The organism is Shewanella psychrophila, from assembly GCF_002005305.1.
GTDB classification, from domain to species: domain Bacteria; phylum Pseudomonadota; class Gammaproteobacteria; order Enterobacterales; family Shewanellaceae; genus Shewanella; species Shewanella psychrophila.
The window spans coordinates 2,610,932-2,631,877 of the sequence record NZ_CP014782.1; the positions used below are offsets into that span (position 1 = coordinate 2,610,932).

Here is a 20,946-nt window from a genome sequence, read left to right on the forward strand (position 1 = left end):
ACACAAGCAAACATATTATTAACAATCGAGCATCAATTACACAGTATTCACACTAACGCCTAATGACAGCGCTGTCAATCACCCGGAATAGGCTTAATTAATCGGCATCCATCAGCTAATAGCCATCACTCATTCACTTCACTCTCCCAATCCTGTTAGCCCTATGTTATTTTTTACATCATTATCAATCATTAGAGTCTGGTACCTATGTTTACTTCTAAGAGCTTCTCCTTTCTTTCCCTGCTCAGTGAGAATAACCAACGGGAGTGGTTCAAGGCTAATCAAGCCCAATATGAAGCTGAAGTTCGCACGCCAGCCCTTAAGTTTATCGAAGCCATGCAGCCCCATGTACTGGCCCTATCTCCAAGATTAACCGCCACCTCCAAGAAAGTTGGTGGTAGCTTAATGCGTCCCCAACGTGATGCCCGCTTCAGCAAAGACAAGACCCCCTATAAGACCAATGTCGGCATTCAGTTTCGTCACTTTCAGGGCAAAGATGTCCATGCTCCTGGCCTGTATCTGCATATCGCCAACGATGGCTGCTTTCTCGGTGCCGGGATCTGGCATCCCGACTCTAAAGCACTGAATAAACTCCGTACCTGCATAGACGAAAACCCAAATGCCTATAGAAAAGCCTTGATTCAGTTGCGTGAAGCAGGATTCGAGATGGAGGGCAGCAGTCTGGTTCGGCCACCAAGGGGATATGACAAGAGCCATCCCATGTTAGATGAGTTAAAGCGCAAAGACTTTATCGCCATCAAATCGGTAGATGCTAAACAAATCACAGATAAAGACTTCGTCTCTTGGTGCACCAATGAATTTAAGCACACCCAAAAGCTGATGGGATATTTGTGTTTCGCGTTAGATCTCGATTATTAGAATGAAATGACGACCAGCCCAATCAGGCTAGTCGGACTGAAAAATAAAGGAATAAGCATGTTTAACAGGCCCTCATCATTTAAAAGCACAGCCATCAAAACCATCGTATTTACGATGCTAGTTGGCATAGGATTATCAGGTTGTACCAACCCTAATACGCCAGCCGGACAAGAGGGCTATGTATTCGAGAAGCCGAGAATATTCGGCTCCGGTGGCTACCGAGGCTCACTCACTGGTCCGAGTAATTATGGAGTGTCTCTGTGGCGTAACGAAATAATAAACATAGATATGAGACCTAATACCTATACGGAAAACTTCAAAATTCTTGCCAATGACGATCTCAATATCAGCTTTAACTTCCATGCAGTTATCGCTATCAAATCTGGCACTGTAAAGCAGGTGGTAGAGCAGTTTGGCGCTGAAAACTGGTACAAACGCTTCGTCCGTGAAACATTTAGAACCTATGTCAGAGATGAGGTACAAAAGTACGACAGTGTCGAGCTTAAAGAAAACCGCTCGAACATTGCTGACTCGGTTGCCAATAAACTGAAAGACTACTTGATAGACTCTCCCTTCCAGATCAATAACATTGTGGTGGGTAATATCAACTATCCAGAAATCGTTGCTAAAGCTGTTGAGAAAAAACTCGCCGCCCAACAACTGTTATCAGAGAAAGAAACCCAGAAAGAGATAGCCCGGAAAGATGCCGAGATACGCATAGAAGAAGCAAAAGGAATAGCCGAGGCGCAGAAGATCATTAATACCACGCTGACAGCAAACTATCTGCAACATGAAGCCATTAGCGCCCAGCGCCATATGGCTGACTCACCGAATCACACTACAGTTTACATCCCTGTAGGCACCAATGGGCTTCCCTTGATAAAAGGCGCCCGGTAATCATCTGTTTGTCATAAAGTGACGATATAAATAGCGATAAGGTCGGAGTGAGTCCATTGTAATAAAAGACACTGGACTCAGGTCAATACAGTGAAGGCTGATATCGGTCTTTAACTAATATAAAAAATATTAGTTAGCAGTCACTCAATCAGGAGTTTTTATGATCGACTTATATACCGCCGCAACCCCCAATGGCCACAAAATATCTATCGCCCTAGAAGAGATGGGATTGGAGTATAGTGTTCATCACTTGGATTTGATGCAAGCCGATCAGAAGCAACCTGAATTTCTCGCGATTAACCCCAATGGCCGTATTCCCGCCATTATCGATAGAGACAATAATGATTTCGCTGTATTCGAGTCCGGTGCCATTCTTATCTATCTAGCCGAAAAATCAGGAAAACTCTTGCCTGCACATCCTGACAAGCGCTCACAAACATTACAATGGCTGATGTTCCAGATGTCCGCTGTAGGTCCTATGATGGGTCAGGCGAATGTGTTCCACCGTTATTTACCAGAGAAAATCCCTACCGCCATCGAGCGCTATCAGAATGAGAGCCGTCGATTATTTGAAATCATGAATCATCAGCTATCCGATAACCGCTACCTATCAGGCGACGACTACACCATAGCCGACATAGCCACCTGGCCCTGGGTACGTATATTTGAATGGAGCGGCGTCGATATCTCAGGACTCAGGCACCTTGAACGCTGGTTGAATGAGATAGCCAAACGACCAGCAGTTCAGATAGGCATAGTGACCCCCCCCTCATCGGACTTAAGCGATGAGGAGTTGGCAGATAAGATTAGAAAGATGGTGTCTAAATAACCTCTATTATCCTTGCATCGGTCTCGCTAAAGCAACTTATAGGAGATGACGTAAAGTTGTTCTGTGTTTGGATAAACCTTACTGATTATCTCCTTTAGCTTTGGCAATTCAAGGTATTCTTGCTGGGCGTGAAACTCATTAATCTCACTGAATAGAATTGGCTCTACCGACTCTATTTCTATGTCGCAAACCTTAATATTGGTCTCTAATGTAAACACTTCGACCTGAGTACCCGGCACATAGTGACACTCGGACTCATCCCTAATGGTGATGGTTTTCTTCCCCGATGCAACGAAGGGGGTGAGCATTTCAAAAAAGCTGATTGTTGTAGGTACTTCTTTCATTGATAAATCCAAATGTTCTATTCAGTTAATTCAACCGATCTAGTCTGCCCTGCCGCAGCTAGACCCATTCTTTTAAGGGACCAATTCTGTGCTCATTCCTCAGCTAAGCCATCATCTCAAATCCGTTGCAAACACTGAAGCTGTATTTCCCGCTTCTATGAGCTATTCGGTTTTAAACTTATTTAACTCGACTCGAAGATCCCCCGCACTCCCCTCCAATTCAACACTTGTGGTAACCGCAGAAGTCATGCTGTCCATCACATCGATTGCCGTATCATTAATCACCACTACGTTACGATTAATCTCTTCAGCCACGGCACTTTGCTCCTCTGCGGCAGAAGCGATTTGATTATTCATGTCATTTATAACTTCAATCGCCTGATTGATCTCAGCAAGTGCTTGTTGAGCAGCTTGCGTTTCCTCTTTTGTCCCCATTGCTTGGTGTTGGCTTTCTTGCATCAAATCAACAATAGACTGGGTTTCAGTTTCCAAGCGAGCCAGCATTCTGCGGATTTCTTCGGTCGAACTCTGAGTCCGGGTTGCCAGATTACGCACTTCATCGGCAACTACAGCAAAACCGCGTCCAGCCTCACCCGCTCGTGCAGCCTCAATGGCAGCATTAAGTGCGAGTAAATTAGTCTGGTCAGCAATCCCACCTATCTCAGATAAGATCCCCTGTATCGCTGCACTGGACTTAGCTAAATTTTGAGTTTGTCCTTGAGCACTGTTGATCTTTAATGCTAAATCACTCACAGCCAAAACCGTATTGTTCATCTGTTTCATGCCACTAACACTATTGGATTGAACCTGACTGGCAGCCGCAGCCGCTTGAACAGCCGAACTGGCAATTTCCTGCGCCGTCGCACTCATCTCATTAATGGCCGTAGCGAGAGAGTTGACCTCATTAACTTGGCTCAGTAACTTCTGTTTGGAATCTTCTGCTTGTAGCTTGCCCTTAGCCGAGCTCAGCTCAACCTGTTCAGCCGTCTGCATAACAGTACCTAATGTCTCCTGTAAACGGATTAAAAAGATATTAAACCAATGTGCTAGCTGCGCCGTTTCATCCTTACCATTTTTTTCAATACGATAGGTTAGATCACCATCACCCTCGGCAACATCTTTAAAGCGTTCAACAAGATTAGTGAGTACTCTTCCCAGAGAGTTACCTATCATGGTCATGGCAATAATCCCCAGCATGATAGCGAAGAGACCAGCTAAAACCCCTTGTTTAATGGCCCCCTCATTCTGTCTATCGCTCCAGGCTTCAAACTCTGTGATCCCTTGGGTCAGTTTACTTCTGGGAACAGAGACCATCACGATCCAATGAGAGTCAGAGGTGTTAACTGAGGTAATCGCATATTCTTGGGAACCTATGGACATCAAGCCACTTTCTGGTTGGCGGGCTAATGCTTGAATATCAGACCATTGAGAAGATAATTGCCTAGAAACTTTTTTACCGACTTGTGATGGTGCGCCACTGTTAGCGAGCACAGCTCCTTTCCAGGATGCAATAATAATATTACTTTCACCATCAAATAATTTATGCGCCAGCTTTTCACTCTGCCCCTGAAGCTCTGACAGGGATAAATCGAAACCTAAGCTACCAATAATGCTTCCGTTCACTTTTATGGGTTGGCTAATCGTCGTGATCAATTCATCTCTACCACGAACCGGATAAATATAGGGCTCCATAACGAAGGTATGCCCAGTTTCAAACGGCATTAAGTGCCAATCGTCCGTCCGCTCCCCATTACTATTGAGCGTGGTGTTATTGAAGCTCTCCATCGCAACGGCATCGAAGCTATTGTTGGAATTAGGAGAAAAGAAAGGAGCTAGATAGCCCTTACTATTGATTGCCCCAGCAATGTTAACTTCCGATTCTGCGAGCCAGGTTTTTTGCTCCCATACCATATAGCCTGCAAATACGGCTTTGTCCTGAACCTCTAGCGCGGCGATAAATTGTTTTACTATGGTATCCGCACCGACCCCATTGGTTCCGCTCAACTCTATGATTGATCTCACTTGATTTAAATTAGCAAGCACCGGAAATAATTGAGTCTCTATTATTTTTCCCTGCTCCGACGCCGTGGATTTTAAATGGAAATTAATCGCATCATTCAACTGAATCTTGACCCTATCTGTCACCTGCTGACTCACCGTCGTATATGCATTCGTTGTCATACCCATAGCAATGAGTAACGTAAACGTCATTGCTACCCCCGCACTTACAGCTATTCGAGTTCTGATGGTTTTAAACACAAAAAATCCTTCTTTATTAGTATCATTACTGGATTGAGAGCCTCCTTGAAAAGATGCCCCTAAACCCATCATTGTAATTCAAGAATATGAACAGAATGCATCAAGATATGAATAGGATGTGAACAGGAGTGTAAATTTTGTAAACCCGCGCAAAGTAACCAAGTGAAGGCAGGCAATAAGAGAAATAAGAAGAGCTAAAGCGGAGCGAGTACTAGTTAACCCTCCGCTGGTATTTAGCTGAGGTAATGTATTGCCCGAATGTTTCACACCAGACGATAACGGTATTATATTGAGAAGGGTCAATACTGACACTCATAGGCAGGATAAAATTCTCAAATGTCTTCACTTCACCGACTTGAACCATAGACGACTTCAATCGATTAAAATCTGCTTCCGTTTCCACAAACTCAGGAGACAGATAAAGTTTATAATCCGGTCCGGGAGAGAGACTCCCAGAAAAAGAGACAGAATCTGAGCCGATTGAGACTTCCCCCTCCCCCCAATGCAAAGCATCGCTATCTTCTCTATCCCGAGAAAATTCAGCCACAAATAAGCTGTTCTTTGCAGCCAATACTAATACTTGACTATCGGGCCCTGCGGGTGCGATCAGTATGGGCAAATAATATATTCCCAGCGCAAATCCGCCACCCACAGCCAGCACATGGGAAAGCACAAGAGCTAAAATCGACCATTTTTTCATGTTATGTCCTAATCTAACCTATTCCTGCTCGCCCCTGAAGATACCAGACTTGTATCCGGTGAGCACCATTACAATTGCAATCACCAAACTATTTCTTAGCAAAGAATCGACCAATAAAGACCAGCAAGATGATAATTATCCCCAGACATAGACTGAAAACCCCCAAGGGCAAAAATAAGCTTTCATGGAGGAATCCTTTTTCATCAACATATTGGTAGAAAGTATTTTCCAACAAGAGAAAAACACCACCTAACAGTAACAAGAAGACAGAAATAACAACCGCTTTTTTTCCAACTTTTTGACTCATTTACGCCTCATCACATGGATATAAATTTGTCAGCAATTCTAAGGCTGAGAAACCCATGGAGCAAGCGATAGATTACATTTAAACAGCAACCTTCAAACACCAAAACAATATCAACAAACCATATAAAAAATCTAACCACCTTGATTCGAAGCTGCTCACTTCTGTTATAATCCAGCCCAGATAAATACCATCCTAGATAACTACCCATGGGCGACGCCTTGAATACTAGCAACTCTGATTCAACAAGCAATTCAACTGCAGGCTCAACAGCTGATGACCAACTCTCAATCGTGACATTTCTAAACGAGGTCAAAGCGACCTCGTTTGAAGCTATAAGCGCCGAGACACCGGCGCAAAAGCGTGCGCTTAGCTATGCCAATACCATACTTCAACTATTTACTCAGGTAATGGAAAAGCAGCAACCGGCTGACCGGGTTGTGGGGGAATATTTTAGAATCAATAAGAAGCATGGCTCTAAAGACAGACGTGTGATCCGTGAAAGTTTATTTGCCCTGTTTCGTTGGTGGGGATGGTTAAACAAGTTCAACACTAATACCGGTACTAATACTGGCACTAGCACAGTAAATACAGGCACCCAAGCATGGTTCACTATGCTTACAGTCAATGCGCGATTAGAGTCTCACTCTTGGGAACCCTTTATTACAGCCTGGGCTGGCTTTTCTGGACAGGAAAAACAGCTCTCTCTTGACGGTGAAACACGTTTAGAGAATGCTTCGGAAAAATGTGACTGGCTAACAGAGCAATTTCCAGCAATCAGGTTTTCAACCGATGAACTTGTTCCTGACTGGTTTTGGCAGACTTGCCCCACTCAAGATGCCGAGCAGCGCTTAGCTATGGTAGAGGCTCTCTCTTCACGCCCGCCTATTTGGGCCAGAGTACAAAATATCGACATCGATGAGGCTATAGATAAACTAGCTAAATTAGATATTACAGCCACGGCGAGTGAGTATTTTAGCGATAGCATCAGCCTTGGCCACAAGAGCATCAATCTCAACGGCATGTCACTATATCGCGAAGGCGAACTTGAGATACAAGACCTAGGCTCACAAGTTGTCGGGCAAATCTGTGCTCCTAACCCAAATGATAACTGGTGGGATACCTGCAGTGGCGCAGGTGGTAAGAGCCTCCAATTAAGATCTTTGATGTTAGCCCAAGACAAACAAGCTAAGGGGACTATTGTCGCCTCAGATGTGCGCCGTAAACCATTAGAAGAGCTTGCAAAGCGAGCTAAACGTGCCAGTTTTAGAGGAATAACAGCTTCTCCCTGGAAATCAGATGAACTGCCTGTGCCTCCTAATCACTTCGATGGCGTACTTGTCGATGCACCTTGTAGTTGCACAGGCACCTGGCGACGTAACCCAGATATGCGCTGGATAGATGTTATTGATTCAGTGAATGACAAGCCCAACCTACAGCTGGATATCCTCACTCGCTCCAGTCGGGCGGTAAAAGTCGGTGGCACCTTGGTATATGCCACCTGTTCTCTGTCTCCCTTAGAGAATGAAGATGTAGTCAATGCCTTTTTGGCCAAGCACTCAAAGTTTGAGCTAGAAATAACCAGGCATCCATTTACTGGCATAGAGGCTACAATGCACACGGTGCTGCCATATCAAGCCGATACCGATGGTATGTTCGTGGCTCGAATGAAAAGAAAATCGTGAGAAATCGATAGCAAGTTAATAGCAATAGTATAGAGACGACCTCAAGGTCGTCTTTTTATTGCCCTGTGATTCATCTACTCCTGCATTCCAATATCTGTAACTATTCAATATTTGTAGCGACAACGCAAAACCTTGTCATCTTCCTGTCATCTTGCTTTCCTAGAATCAGCTTTACCCCCTGTTTACCGGCTGGTATTAGGTACTAATTTTACCAATCAGCATTAAGCAAAAATAATTCGGATATGAACATGTCAAATTTCTACGATAGTGATGATTTACTTTGGGATAGCCAAATCGGCAGTGATAGTGACAACGAAGAGCACCAAGGTAAGCACAAGAGCAAGCGTAATAAGCACAGACGCAGGCAGTTATTAGATCTAAAGCGTCAGCAGGGTGAGCCACTCTCCGAGCAGTATCAAGCTTAGATAGGCTAACAAGATTAAAATTTATAGGTTCTAGGACCTAGTTCCCAGAACCTTACTCCTTTCCTCCAACCCACCCCGACCACTTGTTAATTTTTTGTATAAAAATTGGATAAATGTCCAAATCCTTCATAGGCTTATCTGTACCTTCGCGCAAACATCAACTATCAACTCACTGTTAAACAAAAACAGTCTCTATCACAAATGCGCTTAACCACTTCTATGCCAAAAGGAAATAGGACATGGAACAACTTCGACCTAACTTCATCTACCCTCCCGGATCTATGCTGATGCACTCACCACTGGTGCTTAACAGGGCTGACATGTATGGTTTTTTCATGAAAGGCAAACAGGCCAACCTGCAACGTTCCATCGATACTTGCCTCAATCAAGTGGCTGGTAGCGAAATGTACTTTAAGGTACTTTCACCTTATATATTAACCAGCTTCACCCGAGTCGATAAGGCTTATTCAGCATATCCCGAGGACAGGGATAAAGGCTGGATACAGGAAACCGATATTATTACTTGGGTCATGATTGGCAGGCAAGAAAGTGCCGACAGTGATGATATCAGTCACGTGTATTTTCATCCCTTGTTCACCTTCGTCAATGATGCCATGGCACTAATTAATGGCCGTGAGTTGTTTGGTTACCCCAAATACATGTGCGAGTATGAGATGCCCCAGCCAGGTGAGCCGCTCACGAAGCTGAGTTTGTCAGCCAAGAGCTTTAAAGAGTTTTCACCGGAGACTGAACTGGCGTTTCATCCTCTATTAACGGTCGATTGCGAAGCTCAAGAAGAAGATCAGCTCAGCACGTTAGAGGCCATCACCAAAACCTGGCAACTTTTTAAAGACCAAACCGACTTCATTCCCGAGCTCGACAGACTCGGTGAAAACCAGCTATTTAGTTTGCTGTTCAAACCCGCTATCGATCAAATATTTCTCAAACAACTACCTGATTCAGCCGGAGAAAAAGCTGTCTATCAGGCCATAACATCCTCACCCGCTAAGGTCAATAGAGTCCATTCCTTGTCACTGCTGGAAAATGATCTTTTAGCCACCATCTTCGACAATGCCAGCTTCCCGTTAAAAGAGTCATTAGGCGTCGAGCTAGGCGAGCAAAACGTGCTTCTGCCCTATCATGTTAACTTTGACTTCGAAGTCCCCCAAGGCGAAGTATTGGTCGATAACTCATTGCTCAAGAAGGAGAAAATAGCCATACTCGGCGGTGGCGTCGCCGCCATGAGCGCAGCAATGTGTTTGACCGAGCAACCGGGCTGGCAGAACAAATATGAAATAGATGTCTACCAACTAGGCTGGCGCATTGGTGGCAAGGGGGCCAGTGGGCGAAACGCCGAGCAAGGCCAACGAATCGAAGAGCACGGCCTGCATATCTGGTTTGGTTTTTATCAAAATGCCTTCAGTCTGATGCGCAAAGCCTATGAAGAACTCAACCGACCAGCGGGTGCACCTCTGGCAACCTTCTTGGATGCCTTCAAACCCCACAGTTTTATCGTGCTACAGGAAGATGTCGGCGGGGAGTCTGACAGTTGGCCCATAGAGTTTCCGCTCAGAGATGGACTCCCAGGAGACAGCACAGAAATTTTAACCCTGTGGAAAGTGGTCAAAGCCGCCTTCAGCTGGATAAGAGAGTGGCTCAAGGAGATGGACGACTTACTCGACGAGGCAGAAAAAGAAACCGCCAAACCCGTACACTGGTTTAGCGAAGACTGGTTCGAACGCCTCAAAGACAGAATAGAAGACTCGATTGAAGACACCATAGATGACACAAAAGAGAGCCTGGCATCACTGGGAGACTCTATCGAATGTCACCTAAATCAACTCGTCGGTCGTGAGTGTGACGATCACGCTCACAGCCCGGATGAAGATGATGAAGGGTTTATCGAGTCTGCAGTCGATAGTTTCCGTGCTCGCTTAGAGGAAAGCTTTGCAGAAAAATTAGAAACTAACGATGAACTTCGAAGGCTGTATATCGCCTCAGATCTTGGTCTAACCATACTTAAGGGCATGTTTGCCGATGGCGTATTCAAGCAGGGTTTCGATGTGATTAATGACTATGATTACCGTGAGTGGTTGACCAAGCACGGAGCAAATCAAACCTTTACCGTAGACTCGGCTCCGGTCAGAGGATTCTACGATTTAGTATTCGCCTATGAAAAAGGCAACTTCGATAAACCAAATCTTGAGGCCGGAACCATCATTCGCTCCATGTTGCGTATTGGTCTGTGCTATCAAGGTGGCGTGATGTGGAAGATGCAGGCTGGCATGGGTGATGTGGTGTTTACCCCTTATTACGAGGTGTTAAAACGCCGCGGGGTAAACTTCCATTACTTTAACCAAGTGGATAATTTGGTCTGCAATAACGGTACCATTGAAACGATTGAGATCACCGAGCAGGTTAAGCTTAAAGAGGGCTTAGAAAGTTATAACCCCCTTGTTGATGTAAAAGGTTTAGATTGTTGGCCCAGCGCACCACTCTATGAGCAACTAGATAGTGAGCAGGTTCAGCTGCTTAAAGACAATGACATCAACCTGGAACACTTCTGGAGTGATTGGCAGTCAGTGTACCAAGATAAATTCGGTGAGCCTCTGCCAAAGAAAAGCTTGGTAAAAGGCCAAGACTTCGATCGGGTTATATTCGGTCTATCCATTGGCTCAGTGCCTCATGTTGCAAGCGAAGTCATGGCTCAGAGTGAGCCGCTGACTAAAGCTGTAGAAAAGGTTAAAACCGTCGCAACTCAGGCATATCAAGTCTGGCTCAACGAAGATCTGGATGGGATGGGATGGCAATATACGCCAGAGAGTGGCGAGCAACCAGTGCTCTCGGGTTTTACTGAACCCTTTGATACTTGGGCCTCGATGGATCAGTTAATAGACAAGGAAGACTGGCAAGGCGTGCAACCTAAAAATGCCAGCTACTTCTGCTCGGCTCTTCCGGTAGAGCATTACCCTCCCCGCTCGGATATTGAATTTCCAGAGCTTAAGGCTCAGCAGGCCAAAGAAGGCGCCATAGGTCAGCTCAACAATCAGATCCATAAGCTCTGGAGCAACGTTGGAGAAGCGTTCCGCTGGCAGTGGTTACACGCAGGCGATGAGACGAGTGAAGGCGCTCAAGGACAAACCAGATTTGATAGCCAATACTGGCGCGTCAATATCGATCCCTCTGAGCGTTATGTGATGTCGGTCAAAGGCAGCAGTAAATACCGTATCGATACCGACGGTACAGGCATAGACAACCTCTATGTCACCGGCGATTGGATTAATACAGGCATCAACGCCAGCTGTGTCGAAGCAGCAACCATGGCTGGTATGCACACCTCAAAAGCCATCTGCGGCTACCCTAAGATAATTAAAGGAGAAAAGGACTTTTAAGCCGAGATGTCATTAATATGGTAATAACGAAAAAGCTGACAGTGCGAACTGTCAGCTTTTTAAACTGAACGATTAAATTAAATCGAACCTGTTAAATAAAGTCTAATCTATTGGAATCATCTATGACCTGACTCACCTTAGCCTGCTTAACACGGCGTTTCTCTGTCTTGTGACGATACATATTCTTATCTGCGGTTCTCAGCCAGTCACTGGCATCCTTGGCATCTCTATTTAAAGCAAAACCATAACTGACACCAGTCTCTCGATAGCCTTCCTTCTCAAATGCATTAGAGAGTTGCTCAAGTTGAACCAGAACAGACTGAGTCTGTTCCATAGAGAGTAATATGACAAAATTATCCCCGCCGATCCTAAATAACCTCACTCTCTCATGGGATTCACAAATAGACTTAAGCTGTTTAGCGGCAAATTTAAGTAAACAATCTCCCTCATGATGACCTAAGGTATGATTTACCTGAGTAATACCATCAATATCCAGCAAGATCAGGTGTTCGCCTCGTTTAGCCTCTTTACCAAACCGTTGAGTTTGCATGAACTCATCGAATGCATGTCGATTTTGCAACCGTGTCAGTTCATCCTCACGGGCTTTCTCCCAGGCGATACCCAAGGTCTTTATGTAGGTCTGCCTCTCCTCGGACAATAACTTGATCTTATTTGCCAGAGCCAGAGATAGCATGAGTGCATCGGCGGTTCCACCTATGAGCGTGGCAAGCTCTGCATGTTCGACAAAGTCAGGTGTTAATCCTAAATTTCCCGGAAGAATGATCACAGCAGGCAACAGTAAACAGGTAAAGGCGAAGATAAAATAACGAGCCGGAGAGAAACCTTTGATCAGACAGACGTTACCACAAGTAATCGCCAGGCCGATCCACAACATAATTAACACTGAGGCAATAAGCGCGGTATAGGAAACCAGATAAATACTCGTCGGTAGCGCCAAGATACAGGTCCACATTAGATACTTGCTTAAACGCCACAACTTTGGAGAGTATTCAGGAAGCTGGAGGAAATGTTTGTAAAACAGTATATTAAATATTGGCAGGCTAATAAAAAACAGATGGTGTAGCTCTAAGTTATGGTATGCCCATAGATGAGCAGGAATGTGAAAGGTCAGCGCCCAACCGAAAAAATATGCCAATACATAGAGGCCATAATAAAGAAAAGCGCGATCCTTGATAGAGAAAAAAATCAGTAAGTTATAGCAGGCAATAAAGATGAGTCCCCCCAGGCATAACATCACAGCCATAGCTTCAATATCTGCACTCTTCTTATGCTCTAGCAGATGTTTGAGCTCCACTTTAGGCACTGAAGAGAAGTAGCGACTCTCGAGTTTCACGATTATCCAATATTCCACGCCATAGTTAAGCTCTACTTCCCGGCCATAATCAAACAAAAACTCGTATGGAGCATAGTAGCCACTATGAGAATGTTGTTTGCTGCCATCGTCACCGATCACCCAATAATCCAGTGATTCTACGATGGAATTTCTAACACTGATCGCCCATTTAGTCTCTCTGTCGTACATAAATGTAGGCATTACTAGCCAGTAACTCCCACCAGTTAAACTGATACTGTCGGCTTCTTCCAGTGTCGCCATCCAAGGCGTCACATCGGCGTGTAGAGAAGGAGGGGTTTGATCGGCTTTGGCATGAAACAGAAGGGACTGATCGATAGAAGTGACCGCGGCCGCTGTCTGACTAAAAAAGATAAGTAATAACAAGAGCGCTCTTTGGATCATATCATTCTGCCTTCTATCTAGTTATTCGTTGACCTAAGGTCAACTGCAAGCAGCTAGGCTCTATGAGACTCCCCTGATCCTTGGAGGTAATCATCGCCAACACAAGCTATTAACATAGCCTGCAATCATATTTACACATTAAGCATTATTCAATATAAATCATAAAAAAGATGATGATAGTGCATTTCCCTTGAATAAAAGCTAAATATGCCTTTTAAACATGACGCAGGTTATAACAAGATGTAATTGAGGAAACAGACTGAGCCAAGGAAAAAATGAAGGAGCCTTCCGATGGCTTTAGTGTTCCAATACAGATTCAAGCGTCACTAAAGGTTAGTTTAGACTATTTTGAATCTAATGGAATGAGATATCGGAGCAAATATAATGGGGGGATGACAAGGTGTTAAACGAAATATGAGCCCAATAGCACCTGAGCTACAGATGCTATAACACATATGAAAGCGAGTTAGAAACTGGCTTTACCACCAATATAGAAACCCGAGTCAAAAGTTGAATTATTCGTGTTGTCATACTGAAGACGAATATTTCTGTAGCCAGTGTAAAGAGCAAGACTTGGATTTAACTGAAATTGAATTTTACTGTCTAGCTCGTACATGCCGTCGACGCTACCAAAAGAGAGTACCGAAGGGGCATAATATCCAGATGCATGGAATGATAGGTTAGAGCCCAGCGCCATAGTGTAACGACCTCCTACTCCGATAGCACTGCCATTGGCACTGTTTTTCGCCCAAGCATAGGAGTACTTTGCCCCAATCTCAAAATGATGAATACCGGCATCATGGGCTACATGCATGGCCCCTGACAATAGCTGTCCACCATCATTTGAGTAGATATATCCGAGTACGGCGTTGGCATTATTTTGAAGATCAAGGTTGAGTTCTGTTGAAATCACATCATCGTTAAGGTTAATACCAAAATCACTGGCATTAGCAGCAACAGAAATACTCGATAGCAGGAGTAGGCTACTCCAAGTTTTAGCGCTCATATTGGTCTCTGAACATTGGTTTTGATGATGATAGCAAAAACGTCACAGACAACCACTACTCAATTGTTTTTAAAGGACAATATAACGCTGATGAAAACACTATAGCAACCTATAAAGCACAAGAGGCCAGAAGTGGACAACAACGAAACAATACGTATCGCAATAGATTAAGTGCACGCCATGTAAATTGCGCGCAATTAATTTGCTCAAAACTATACTTATTGCTAGATTATCTGAAACCCTCACAAGAGATTCAAACATGACATCCATCTATGACTTTTCGGTAAATGATATTCAAGGGAAACCCTTATCCTTATCTGAATATAAAGATAAGGTAATATTAATCGTCAATACAGCAAGCGCCTGTGGCTTCACGCCTCAATATAAGGGACTACAGGATCTCTATGAAAAATACGGCCCTGAAAAATTTGTCATTCTTGGGTTTCCCTGTAATCAGTTCGGGGCTCAGGAAAGTGGCAATGAGAGTGAGATCTCTTCATTTTGTGAACTTAATTTCGGCGTCAACTTTCCCCTCTTTGAGAAAATAGAGGTCAACGGCCCAGAAGCACATCCCCTTTATGAGTACCTCAAATCCGAGGCTAAGGGCATTTTAGGCAGCAAGAGGATCAAATGGAATTTCACCAAATTTTTAATTAATAGCCAAGGGAAAGTATTAACGCGATTTGCTTCTACCACTAAGCCTGAAGCGATAGAAAAAGAAATAATTAGTTTACTAAGCTAATCAACAAGATAGTTATAATCTATAAATAAACACAAAAAACACCGTCTATTTTTTGAACTTATTCATTTTGAGGGCATCAAAGAATATGAACGCGAAGAAGGTTTTCATGTTCATCATTCTCTCTGGGACTTCTAGCGCGGTCCCCTTGATCTTAAATGATCATCAGGCAGCCCTATCTTGATAAAAGACTGGTGTTGCCCTTTTTTTGTTTTATTTTCATCAGTCTTCCAAGAGGTCATTATTGGGAGAAAAATAAAATGACTTTATCTGCTTCTAAAATGAACTTTCGCTAATTTTATGACTCATACATAGTGAACCGAATTTCTGGCTTTGACTTTTAAAGCTCCTTTGAGCATTAGCAGACCTAGTCGTTTCAATGTTCATCATCATCTCCCTTTAGATACGCTTTGTATCTACTGGAAACAGTTTATCGACTGCTAGCGCTAATCGACATTATTGTTTCCGACTACAGATTCTGAATAAGAATTCTATGGCTCCCCCTTATTTGAGGCGGGGCCATTTTTTTATCTCTTACTGTAGTGGTCAACCTTTTTTGGCCACGGTTTTATACGTAAGGCAGAACCTTCTTTCTGATTCATTTGGTGTCATACCAACTTATACCGACGAGTGCCAATCGAGATAAAATCTAGCTACCACAGGCCAGTAAACACTAGTATGTATGATGAATTGTAATTATTAACTTCAATTAATCTAAGTTTTTACCCATAACGATGAACTTATCCAGATCCCATGACTCTGACTATATGTAGCGAGTGCTACATGTTTTTCATCATGGTTCATCACCTCCCTTTAGGACGCTCACTTGAGCCTCCAGATGAAGAGTTAAGTTTGTTTGCTAGCGCTATACAGCTTAATCATTCATATACAGATTCTTTATAAGAATTCTTGTGGCTCCCCTTATTTCAGGCGGAGCCATTTTTTTATCTCTTACCAACTAATATCAACGAATGAAAATCGATACAAATATCTAAGCTATCTAGGCCCTATACCCACAGTACGAAGGATAAACTCTAATGATTAACTCCAATTAATCTAAGTTTTTAACCCATAACGATGAACTTATCCAGATCCCATGACTCTGACTATATGTAGCGAGTGCTACATGTTTTTCATCATGGTTCATCACCTCCCTTTAGGACGCTCACTTGAGCCTCCAGATGAAGAGTTAAGTTTGTTTGCTAGCGCTATACAGCTTAATCATTCATATACAGATTCTTTATAAGAATTCTTGTGGCTCCCCTTATTTAAGGCGGGGCCATTTTTTTATCTTTTTTATCTCTTACCAACTAATATCGGTTTTCGTACATTCATTAACACATAAAAAACGGGTCTTAGTTGCCTAAGACCCGTTTTTTTCAGCAGTAAACTATAGAAGTAGCATACAATAGCGACCGAATGCTATTTAAGGGTGACCTTTAGCGTCACATCTTCACTGCTAGGCATACTTTGCACCGAGATATAGTACCAACCGCTCTTTGGCTGATTCACAGTCACACTCTCTATTGTCCCAGGGTTAGCTGATACACCAGTGTTACTGCTCGCATCTGGCCAGCTTTCTCCAACATATAACTCCAGCTCTCCAACGCCGTGTCCCGTTTCAGCCGTTAAGCTCTGAGTACCGGCAGGCACATTGATATAGAAAGATGAGCGACCATTTTTGACACAGATAGGAACACCATCACTGATACTGCCATAATCTTGCACAGTTTCAGTAGCGCACGTGTCGGCTAATCCACTAGGCTGCTCTGGCTCAACTGGCGGCAGAACAGGAGGCTCGACTGGCGCTGTACTAGGGTCAGTTAAACTCACCTTCACGGTGACACCTGAGTAGCTAGTGCCTGTGTCGATGGCAATATAACGCCAGCCACGATTGGCCACCACATGCAGGCTCTCGCTGTTACCACTTAGCTCAGACCTAGATTGCGCGTTAGTCGATGTCGCCCAGGTATCTGCATTAAAATAAATGTCGGCATCTCCCTCACCACCTTGTGTGGTGATGTAAAGATCTGTGTTATCCGCATCCACATAGACATAGAAACTGCCTTTTCCGCCGCTGATACACTCTTCATTTTCAAGGGTCAACTGGCCTGAAGTGATAGTCGCCGCGCCACAACTCTGCACAACACCATTGTTAGGATCGTTTGGATAAGCATCTGCGTTATCACCTACACCATCACCGTCGCTATCCAAGGTTTCCGTTGCATCGTTAGGGAAAGCATCGGCGTTATCACCTAAACCATCACCGTCGCTGTCCAAGGTTTCAGTTGCATCGTTAGGGAAAGCATCGGCGTTATTACCTACACCATCACCGTCCGTGTCGACTGACTCTGTCCCATCGTTAGGGAAGGCATCTGAGTTATCACCCACACCATCACCGTCCGTATCGACTGATTCAGTCGGATCATTGGGGAAGGCATCTTGTGAATCGATTACGCCGTCACCATCACTGTCTACAGGCGTCGTTCCACCACCAATAAGATCCTGTGTGATTTCGTAATCATTACTGACACCTTCTTCAGTCATCACAGCAACACCTAGACACTGGCCAGCAGTATTGGTGATAGCCGCACGGCGATTACCAAACCATTTCCAAGTTGAAACACTATCGTATGTTTCGCCAGTAGCAAGAGTCGTGAAACCAAAGCTCTCACTCAACTCACCGGTTTCATTATCTACACGATAGACTCGCACTGCTGTATCGCTATTGTTAGTAAACGAGAAGTCCGACTCAAAAGGTCCTGTTAGATGCTTATTCATTAGATCACAACTGCCTATGGTATTAGCGGCAGGAATAACCTCAGGTGCAGCTGCATTAGCAATGGTGGTCTCGTCAATAATGAAATCGGCGGTCACATTGTTTAGTACACCCACACTTAAACAATTCAATCGGGCATCGGCTAGCATAATACGACGATCGCCATACCAAATATCGGATGTGTAGCTCTCACCTTTATTGAGCGTACCGTAACCGAAATCAAACCCAGTTGCCGCACTGGCATACTTAGGCTTGCCCGTCAGGTTATCGACTCTGAATAAACGAACCGGATAATCTGTGGTGTTAGTGATAGTGAATGCATGGGATTCATCCTTGATAAGGTGAGGTCTCACTAACTCACAGCTGCCCAGCATATCTTGTTCAGGAATAGCCTCGGGCACCACATCTTTGACTAAATCAGCATCGATAGAGAAACTGTTTTGAACTGGCTCCATCACGGCAACCCCTAAACAGTTCATGGCATTATCCGTCAGCATCAAGCGATCGCCTTCGCTCCAGCTTGAAGCTGTGTAATTTTCACCAAGGTTTAACGTCTTATAGTTCTTGGCGAAGTTTGCCGTGCCCTTGTTGTTATCTATCCAAAACAGAGATACTGGCGTATCTGTAGTATTGGTCACCGTATACTCAGTCTTATTCGCATCGACTTTACGCACATATTGCTGAGCCAGGGCGCAACTTCCTATGGTATCGGCTGCAGGGATCACCGCAGCGGCTGGAGCCACAGTTTCTGAATTCGCTAGCACAAAAGCTTCGAAACCTGCCTCTGTACGCTCCGCTACACCTTTTAGCACTTCGATGTATGCCGCGTTATCACCGGCTTGCAGAGCCGCCGTGATAGAAGCTATCTCACTTGGATGCTCCTCACCCAGATAGCGCATGGCAAAATAGCCCCATTGATACAAGTCATCATACTCATAAGACATAAACAGCAAGTTATACAGAGGCGGAATAGTTTCGCCCTTCAAGGCATTAAGAGTACGGGTATGCTCGGCACCGTTAGCCATATACTCGGCCATTCCTTCTGACCAGGAAACATTATAATCGAATGATCCATATGATCCGGCCTTGATGTAACGACCATCGAGATAGTGAACAAACTCATGTCTCAGGTTATAAATCTGATCGATATACTGACAAGAGGTACCCACCCAAGAATCCGGACACTGCATGGCAATAAAGCGCGCCTGATTACCGACATTCTCCGGCGTACCTTCAAGGTACATACCACCGTTATCTGTGCTTATCCCGAAAAACTCAGGGGCATACTTTTCATAATCTTCAGGACTGGCAAACGCCACCACTTCGATGACATCGTTCTGATCGCCAGTGACAGGCACGCCGCCTGTATTAAAGAAGCTATGGAACTCAGTTTCTTGCAGAGCAATATCGGCACAAGACTGGGTTAAGGTTGCTTGGCTAATACTAGACTGTGCGCGGATAACCACCTTATCGGTACACTCATGGCGTACGGTTAAGATATCTTCCTCTTTTGGTGGCACGACGCAGCTACCAAATAGTGGGTCGCTGGCTTCACACTGACGACCTGCGGACTTTAAGTAGTTCTTAGTCACTATGGTCTCAGTGGTTTCAACCGAGATAATCTGGGTCACCTTGCCGTGAACCTCTAAGATGCTGCTATCGAAACGCGCCTTAGCCTCGTCGGTGGCGATGCTCGAGATCTTACCCAGAGCGATAAAGGTATGGGGTAAGATCCATTTTCTATCGGCTTCAGTTGACCATTTCATGTCCAGTGACGTTTCACCTAGAAAGGCAAATGAGCGCATCACAGAAAGCACATCCAGCATATTGCTGTTATAGGCAGATTTGACCGCCCCATCACCATAGTACGCGGCAGAACCTATGGCACCGAGTAGCGCCATAGTCGCATCACCGGCATTGGTGGCGCCAAAAGGATTTGTCTGTATAGAGTAATATTGAATCGTCGCTAACAGATGTGGCAGCTGGTCTTTAAAATAAGCCGCGCCAGCACCACGCTCAAAATTATTCAGTGCCTTGGCATAGCCTTCTTGGATAACGCCACCATCAGTGCTTAAAAAGCCAGTCATACTCGCTACGGCTTGAAGTGCAATGCTCAGCTTTGCCGCCTCTGCATCAGACATAGCTGGGGCGTAATACTTATACGAACCCAAGAAATAAAGCAGTTGATTCAAATCCGGATCAGTCAGATCGTTGGTGCCTGCCAAGTAATGAACCGCATCACTCACATCATCAATAGGGTCATTTACACCACTGGCAATACCTTCAAAATCACTGTAGGTTGCCGCCAAAATGGTTGGGATCACATTGCCGTATTGTGCTTTTGATGAGATAGATGGCACTGGAAGGTCGACAAGAATGTTAGTGTCGAAAACAATATAGCCACCCATTGGCGGAGGTACATCGCCACCAGTCACTGTGACTTCTAAAGTGGTTTCTTGTATGTTGCCATTAATCTTAAAGTAACGAGAACCTGCACGGGATACAAAGGAGATCGACTCATCATTAGTACCGCTGACAGCACTACTTAGCTCAACATTTCCGCTCCAGTCATCACCATCATAAAGCAGAATATCGGCATCACTGCCATTAAAAGTACCACCTGATGTGGTTATGGTGACATTGCTGTTTTCATAGGGCACATTCACATAGAAATAATGACCATAATCGGTAATGCAATGGGCTTGATTAGCGGGGACTTCCCCTTGACGTTCTAAAGTTTTAGTGCCGCACATTTCTGCCGCTTGCACAGAAGGGGCATATAAAGCACCTAGGTTAAGGGAAAGAAAGATAGCGCTAGCTAGAATAGACTTTTTCGAAGATATACTATTTCTTGATTTTATTATGTTTCTCATCAGGTTTACCTCATGCAACGGCGTCAGCATATCGCTGTACATACAATTCATATAAGTAAAAAGACACTTTAGATCTACG

The 20,946-nt window shown here is 44.4% G+C and carries 14 protein-coding genes; 7 read left to right on the forward strand and 7 right to left on the reverse strand.

The features are described from left to right. The first annotated feature begins 207 nt into the window (after positions 1 to 207). From sps_RS11255 to sps_RS11265, 3 genes are all read left to right on the forward strand, one after another. A complete protein-coding gene (locus sps_RS11255) occupies positions 208 to 879 on the forward strand; it encodes a DUF2461 domain-containing protein (protein WP_077752614.1) in 672 nt (223 codons plus the stop codon). Between the two features lie 114 nt (positions 880 to 993). After that, entirely contained in the window at positions 994 to 1,776 is a 783-nt protein-coding gene (locus tag sps_RS11260) for an SPFH domain-containing protein (RefSeq protein WP_418346770.1), read from the forward strand. Between the two features lie 160 nt (positions 1,777 to 1,936). Further along, positions 1,937 to 2,605 (forward strand): glutathione S-transferase family protein, encoded by a 669-nt coding sequence (locus tag sps_RS11265; RefSeq protein WP_077752616.1) that lies wholly within the window; start codon positions 1,937 to 1,939, stop codon positions 2,603 to 2,605. Positions 2,606 to 2,631: 26 nt separating this feature from the next. Here sps_RS11265 and yqfB read toward each other — a convergent pair whose 3' ends face one another. From yqfB to sps_RS11285, 4 genes are all read right to left on the reverse strand, one after another. Beyond that, entirely contained in the window at positions 2,632 to 2,949 is a 318-nt protein-coding gene (yqfB, locus tag sps_RS11270) for a N(4)-acetylcytidine aminohydrolase (RefSeq protein ID WP_077752617.1), read from the reverse strand. A gap of 162 nt (positions 2,950 to 3,111) precedes the next feature. Beyond that, on the reverse strand, positions 3,112 to 5,160 hold the full coding sequence (locus sps_RS11275; RefSeq protein ID WP_237158058.1) for a methyl-accepting chemotaxis protein: 2,049 nt from the start codon (positions 5,158 to 5,160) through the stop codon (positions 3,112 to 3,114). A 259-nt stretch (positions 5,161 to 5,419) separates the two neighbouring features. Continuing rightward, entirely contained in the window at positions 5,420 to 5,908 is a 489-nt protein-coding gene (locus sps_RS11280; protein ID WP_077752618.1) for a DM13 domain-containing protein, read from the reverse strand. 88 nt (positions 5,909 to 5,996) lie between these two features. Beyond that, positions 5,997 to 6,215: a DUF3955 domain-containing protein gene (locus tag sps_RS11285; protein WP_077752619.1), complete on the reverse strand. Its 219-nt coding sequence runs from the start codon at positions 6,213 to 6,215 to the stop codon at positions 5,997 to 5,999. Positions 6,216 to 6,505: 290 nt separating this feature from the next. Here sps_RS11285 and sps_RS11295 point away from each other — a divergent pair, with 290 nt between their 5' ends. The 3 genes from sps_RS11295 to sps_RS11300 all read left to right on the forward strand — a co-directional run bounded on the left by sps_RS11295 (position 6,506) and on the right by sps_RS11300 (position 11,714). After that, positions 6,506 to 7,897 (forward strand): RsmB/NOP family class I SAM-dependent RNA methyltransferase, encoded by a 1,392-nt coding sequence (locus tag sps_RS11295; RefSeq protein WP_077755651.1) that lies wholly within the window; start codon positions 6,506 to 6,508, stop codon positions 7,895 to 7,897. 248 nt (positions 7,898 to 8,145) lie between these two features. Continuing rightward, positions 8,146 to 8,322 (forward strand): hypothetical protein, encoded by a 177-nt coding sequence (locus sps_RS28495; protein ID WP_169915755.1) that lies wholly within the window; start codon positions 8,146 to 8,148, stop codon positions 8,320 to 8,322. 239 nt (positions 8,323 to 8,561) lie between these two features. Continuing rightward, on the forward strand, positions 8,562 to 11,714 hold the full coding sequence (locus sps_RS11300) for an NAD(P)-binding protein (RefSeq protein WP_077752621.1): 3,153 nt from the start codon (positions 8,562 to 8,564) through the stop codon (positions 11,712 to 11,714). Positions 11,715 to 11,805: 91 nt separating this feature from the next. Here the strand turns inward: sps_RS11300 and sps_RS11305 are convergent, their stop codons facing one another. Both sps_RS11305 and sps_RS11310 read right to left on the reverse strand, forming a co-directional pair. Beyond that, positions 11,806 to 13,470, reverse strand: a complete 1,665-nt coding sequence (locus tag sps_RS11305) for a sensor domain-containing diguanylate cyclase (RefSeq protein WP_077752622.1) — start codon at positions 13,468 to 13,470, stop codon at positions 11,806 to 11,808. Between the two features lie 466 nt (positions 13,471 to 13,936). After that, positions 13,937 to 14,476 (reverse strand): YfaZ family outer membrane protein, encoded by a 540-nt coding sequence (locus sps_RS11310; RefSeq protein ID WP_077752623.1) that lies wholly within the window; start codon positions 14,474 to 14,476, stop codon positions 13,937 to 13,939. Between the two features lie 259 nt (positions 14,477 to 14,735). Between sps_RS11310 and sps_RS11315 the strand changes: the two genes are divergently transcribed. Next, positions 14,736 to 15,218 carry a glutathione peroxidase gene (locus tag sps_RS11315; RefSeq protein ID WP_077752624.1) on the forward strand — a complete coding sequence of 161 codons (483 nt, stop codon included), beginning with the start codon at positions 14,736 to 14,738 and terminating at the stop codon, positions 15,216 to 15,218. Positions 15,219 to 16,637: 1,419 nt separating this feature from the next. On the opposite strand, the gene sps_RS11320 is transcribed toward sps_RS11315, so the two are convergent. Beyond that, a complete protein-coding gene (locus sps_RS11320) occupies positions 16,638 to 20,867 on the reverse strand; it encodes a collagenase (protein WP_077755652.1) in 4,230 nt (1,409 codons plus the stop codon). Positions 20,868 to 20,946 lie beyond the last annotated feature (79 nt).

What these genes read in the sequence shown, in the direction of transcription:
- sps_RS11280 (WP_077752618.1), bottom strand. Translation starts at nt 5,908, where the DNA reads ATGAAAAAATGGTCGATTTTAGCTCTTGTGCTTTCCCATGTGCTGGCT.
- sps_RS11320 (WP_077755652.1), bottom strand. Translation starts at nt 20,867, where the DNA reads ATGAGAAACATAATAAAATCAAGAAATAGTATATCTTCGAAAAAGTCT.
- sps_RS11260 (WP_418346770.1), top strand. Translation starts at nt 994, where the DNA reads ATGCTAGTTGGCATAGGATTATCAGGTTGTACCAACCCTAATACGCCA.
- sps_RS11275 (WP_237158058.1), bottom strand. Translation starts at nt 5,160, where the DNA reads ATGACGTTTACGTTACTCATTGCTATGGGTATGACAACGAATGCATAT.
- sps_RS11265 (WP_077752616.1), top strand. Translation starts at nt 1,937, where the DNA reads ATGATCGACTTATATACCGCCGCAACCCCCAATGGCCACAAAATATCT.
- sps_RS11300 (WP_077752621.1), top strand. Translation starts at nt 8,562, where the DNA reads ATGGAACAACTTCGACCTAACTTCATCTACCCTCCCGGATCTATGCTG.
- sps_RS28495 (WP_169915755.1), top strand. Translation starts at nt 8,146, where the DNA reads ATGTCAAATTTCTACGATAGTGATGATTTACTTTGGGATAGCCAAATC.
- yqfB (WP_077752617.1), bottom strand. Translation starts at nt 2,949, where the DNA reads ATGAAAGAAGTACCTACAACAATCAGCTTTTTTGAAATGCTCACCCCC.
- sps_RS11310 (WP_077752623.1), bottom strand. Translation starts at nt 14,476, where the DNA reads ATGAGCGCTAAAACTTGGAGTAGCCTACTCCTGCTATCGAGTATTTCT.
- sps_RS11305 (WP_077752622.1), bottom strand. Translation starts at nt 13,470, where the DNA reads ATGATCCAAAGAGCGCTCTTGTTATTACTTATCTTTTTTAGTCAGACA.
- sps_RS11315 (WP_077752624.1), top strand. Translation starts at nt 14,736, where the DNA reads ATGACATCCATCTATGACTTTTCGGTAAATGATATTCAAGGGAAACCC.
- sps_RS11255 (WP_077752614.1), top strand. Translation starts at nt 208, where the DNA reads ATGTTTACTTCTAAGAGCTTCTCCTTTCTTTCCCTGCTCAGTGAGAAT.
- sps_RS11285 (WP_077752619.1), bottom strand. Translation starts at nt 6,215, where the DNA reads ATGAGTCAAAAAGTTGGAAAAAAAGCGGTTGTTATTTCTGTCTTCTTG.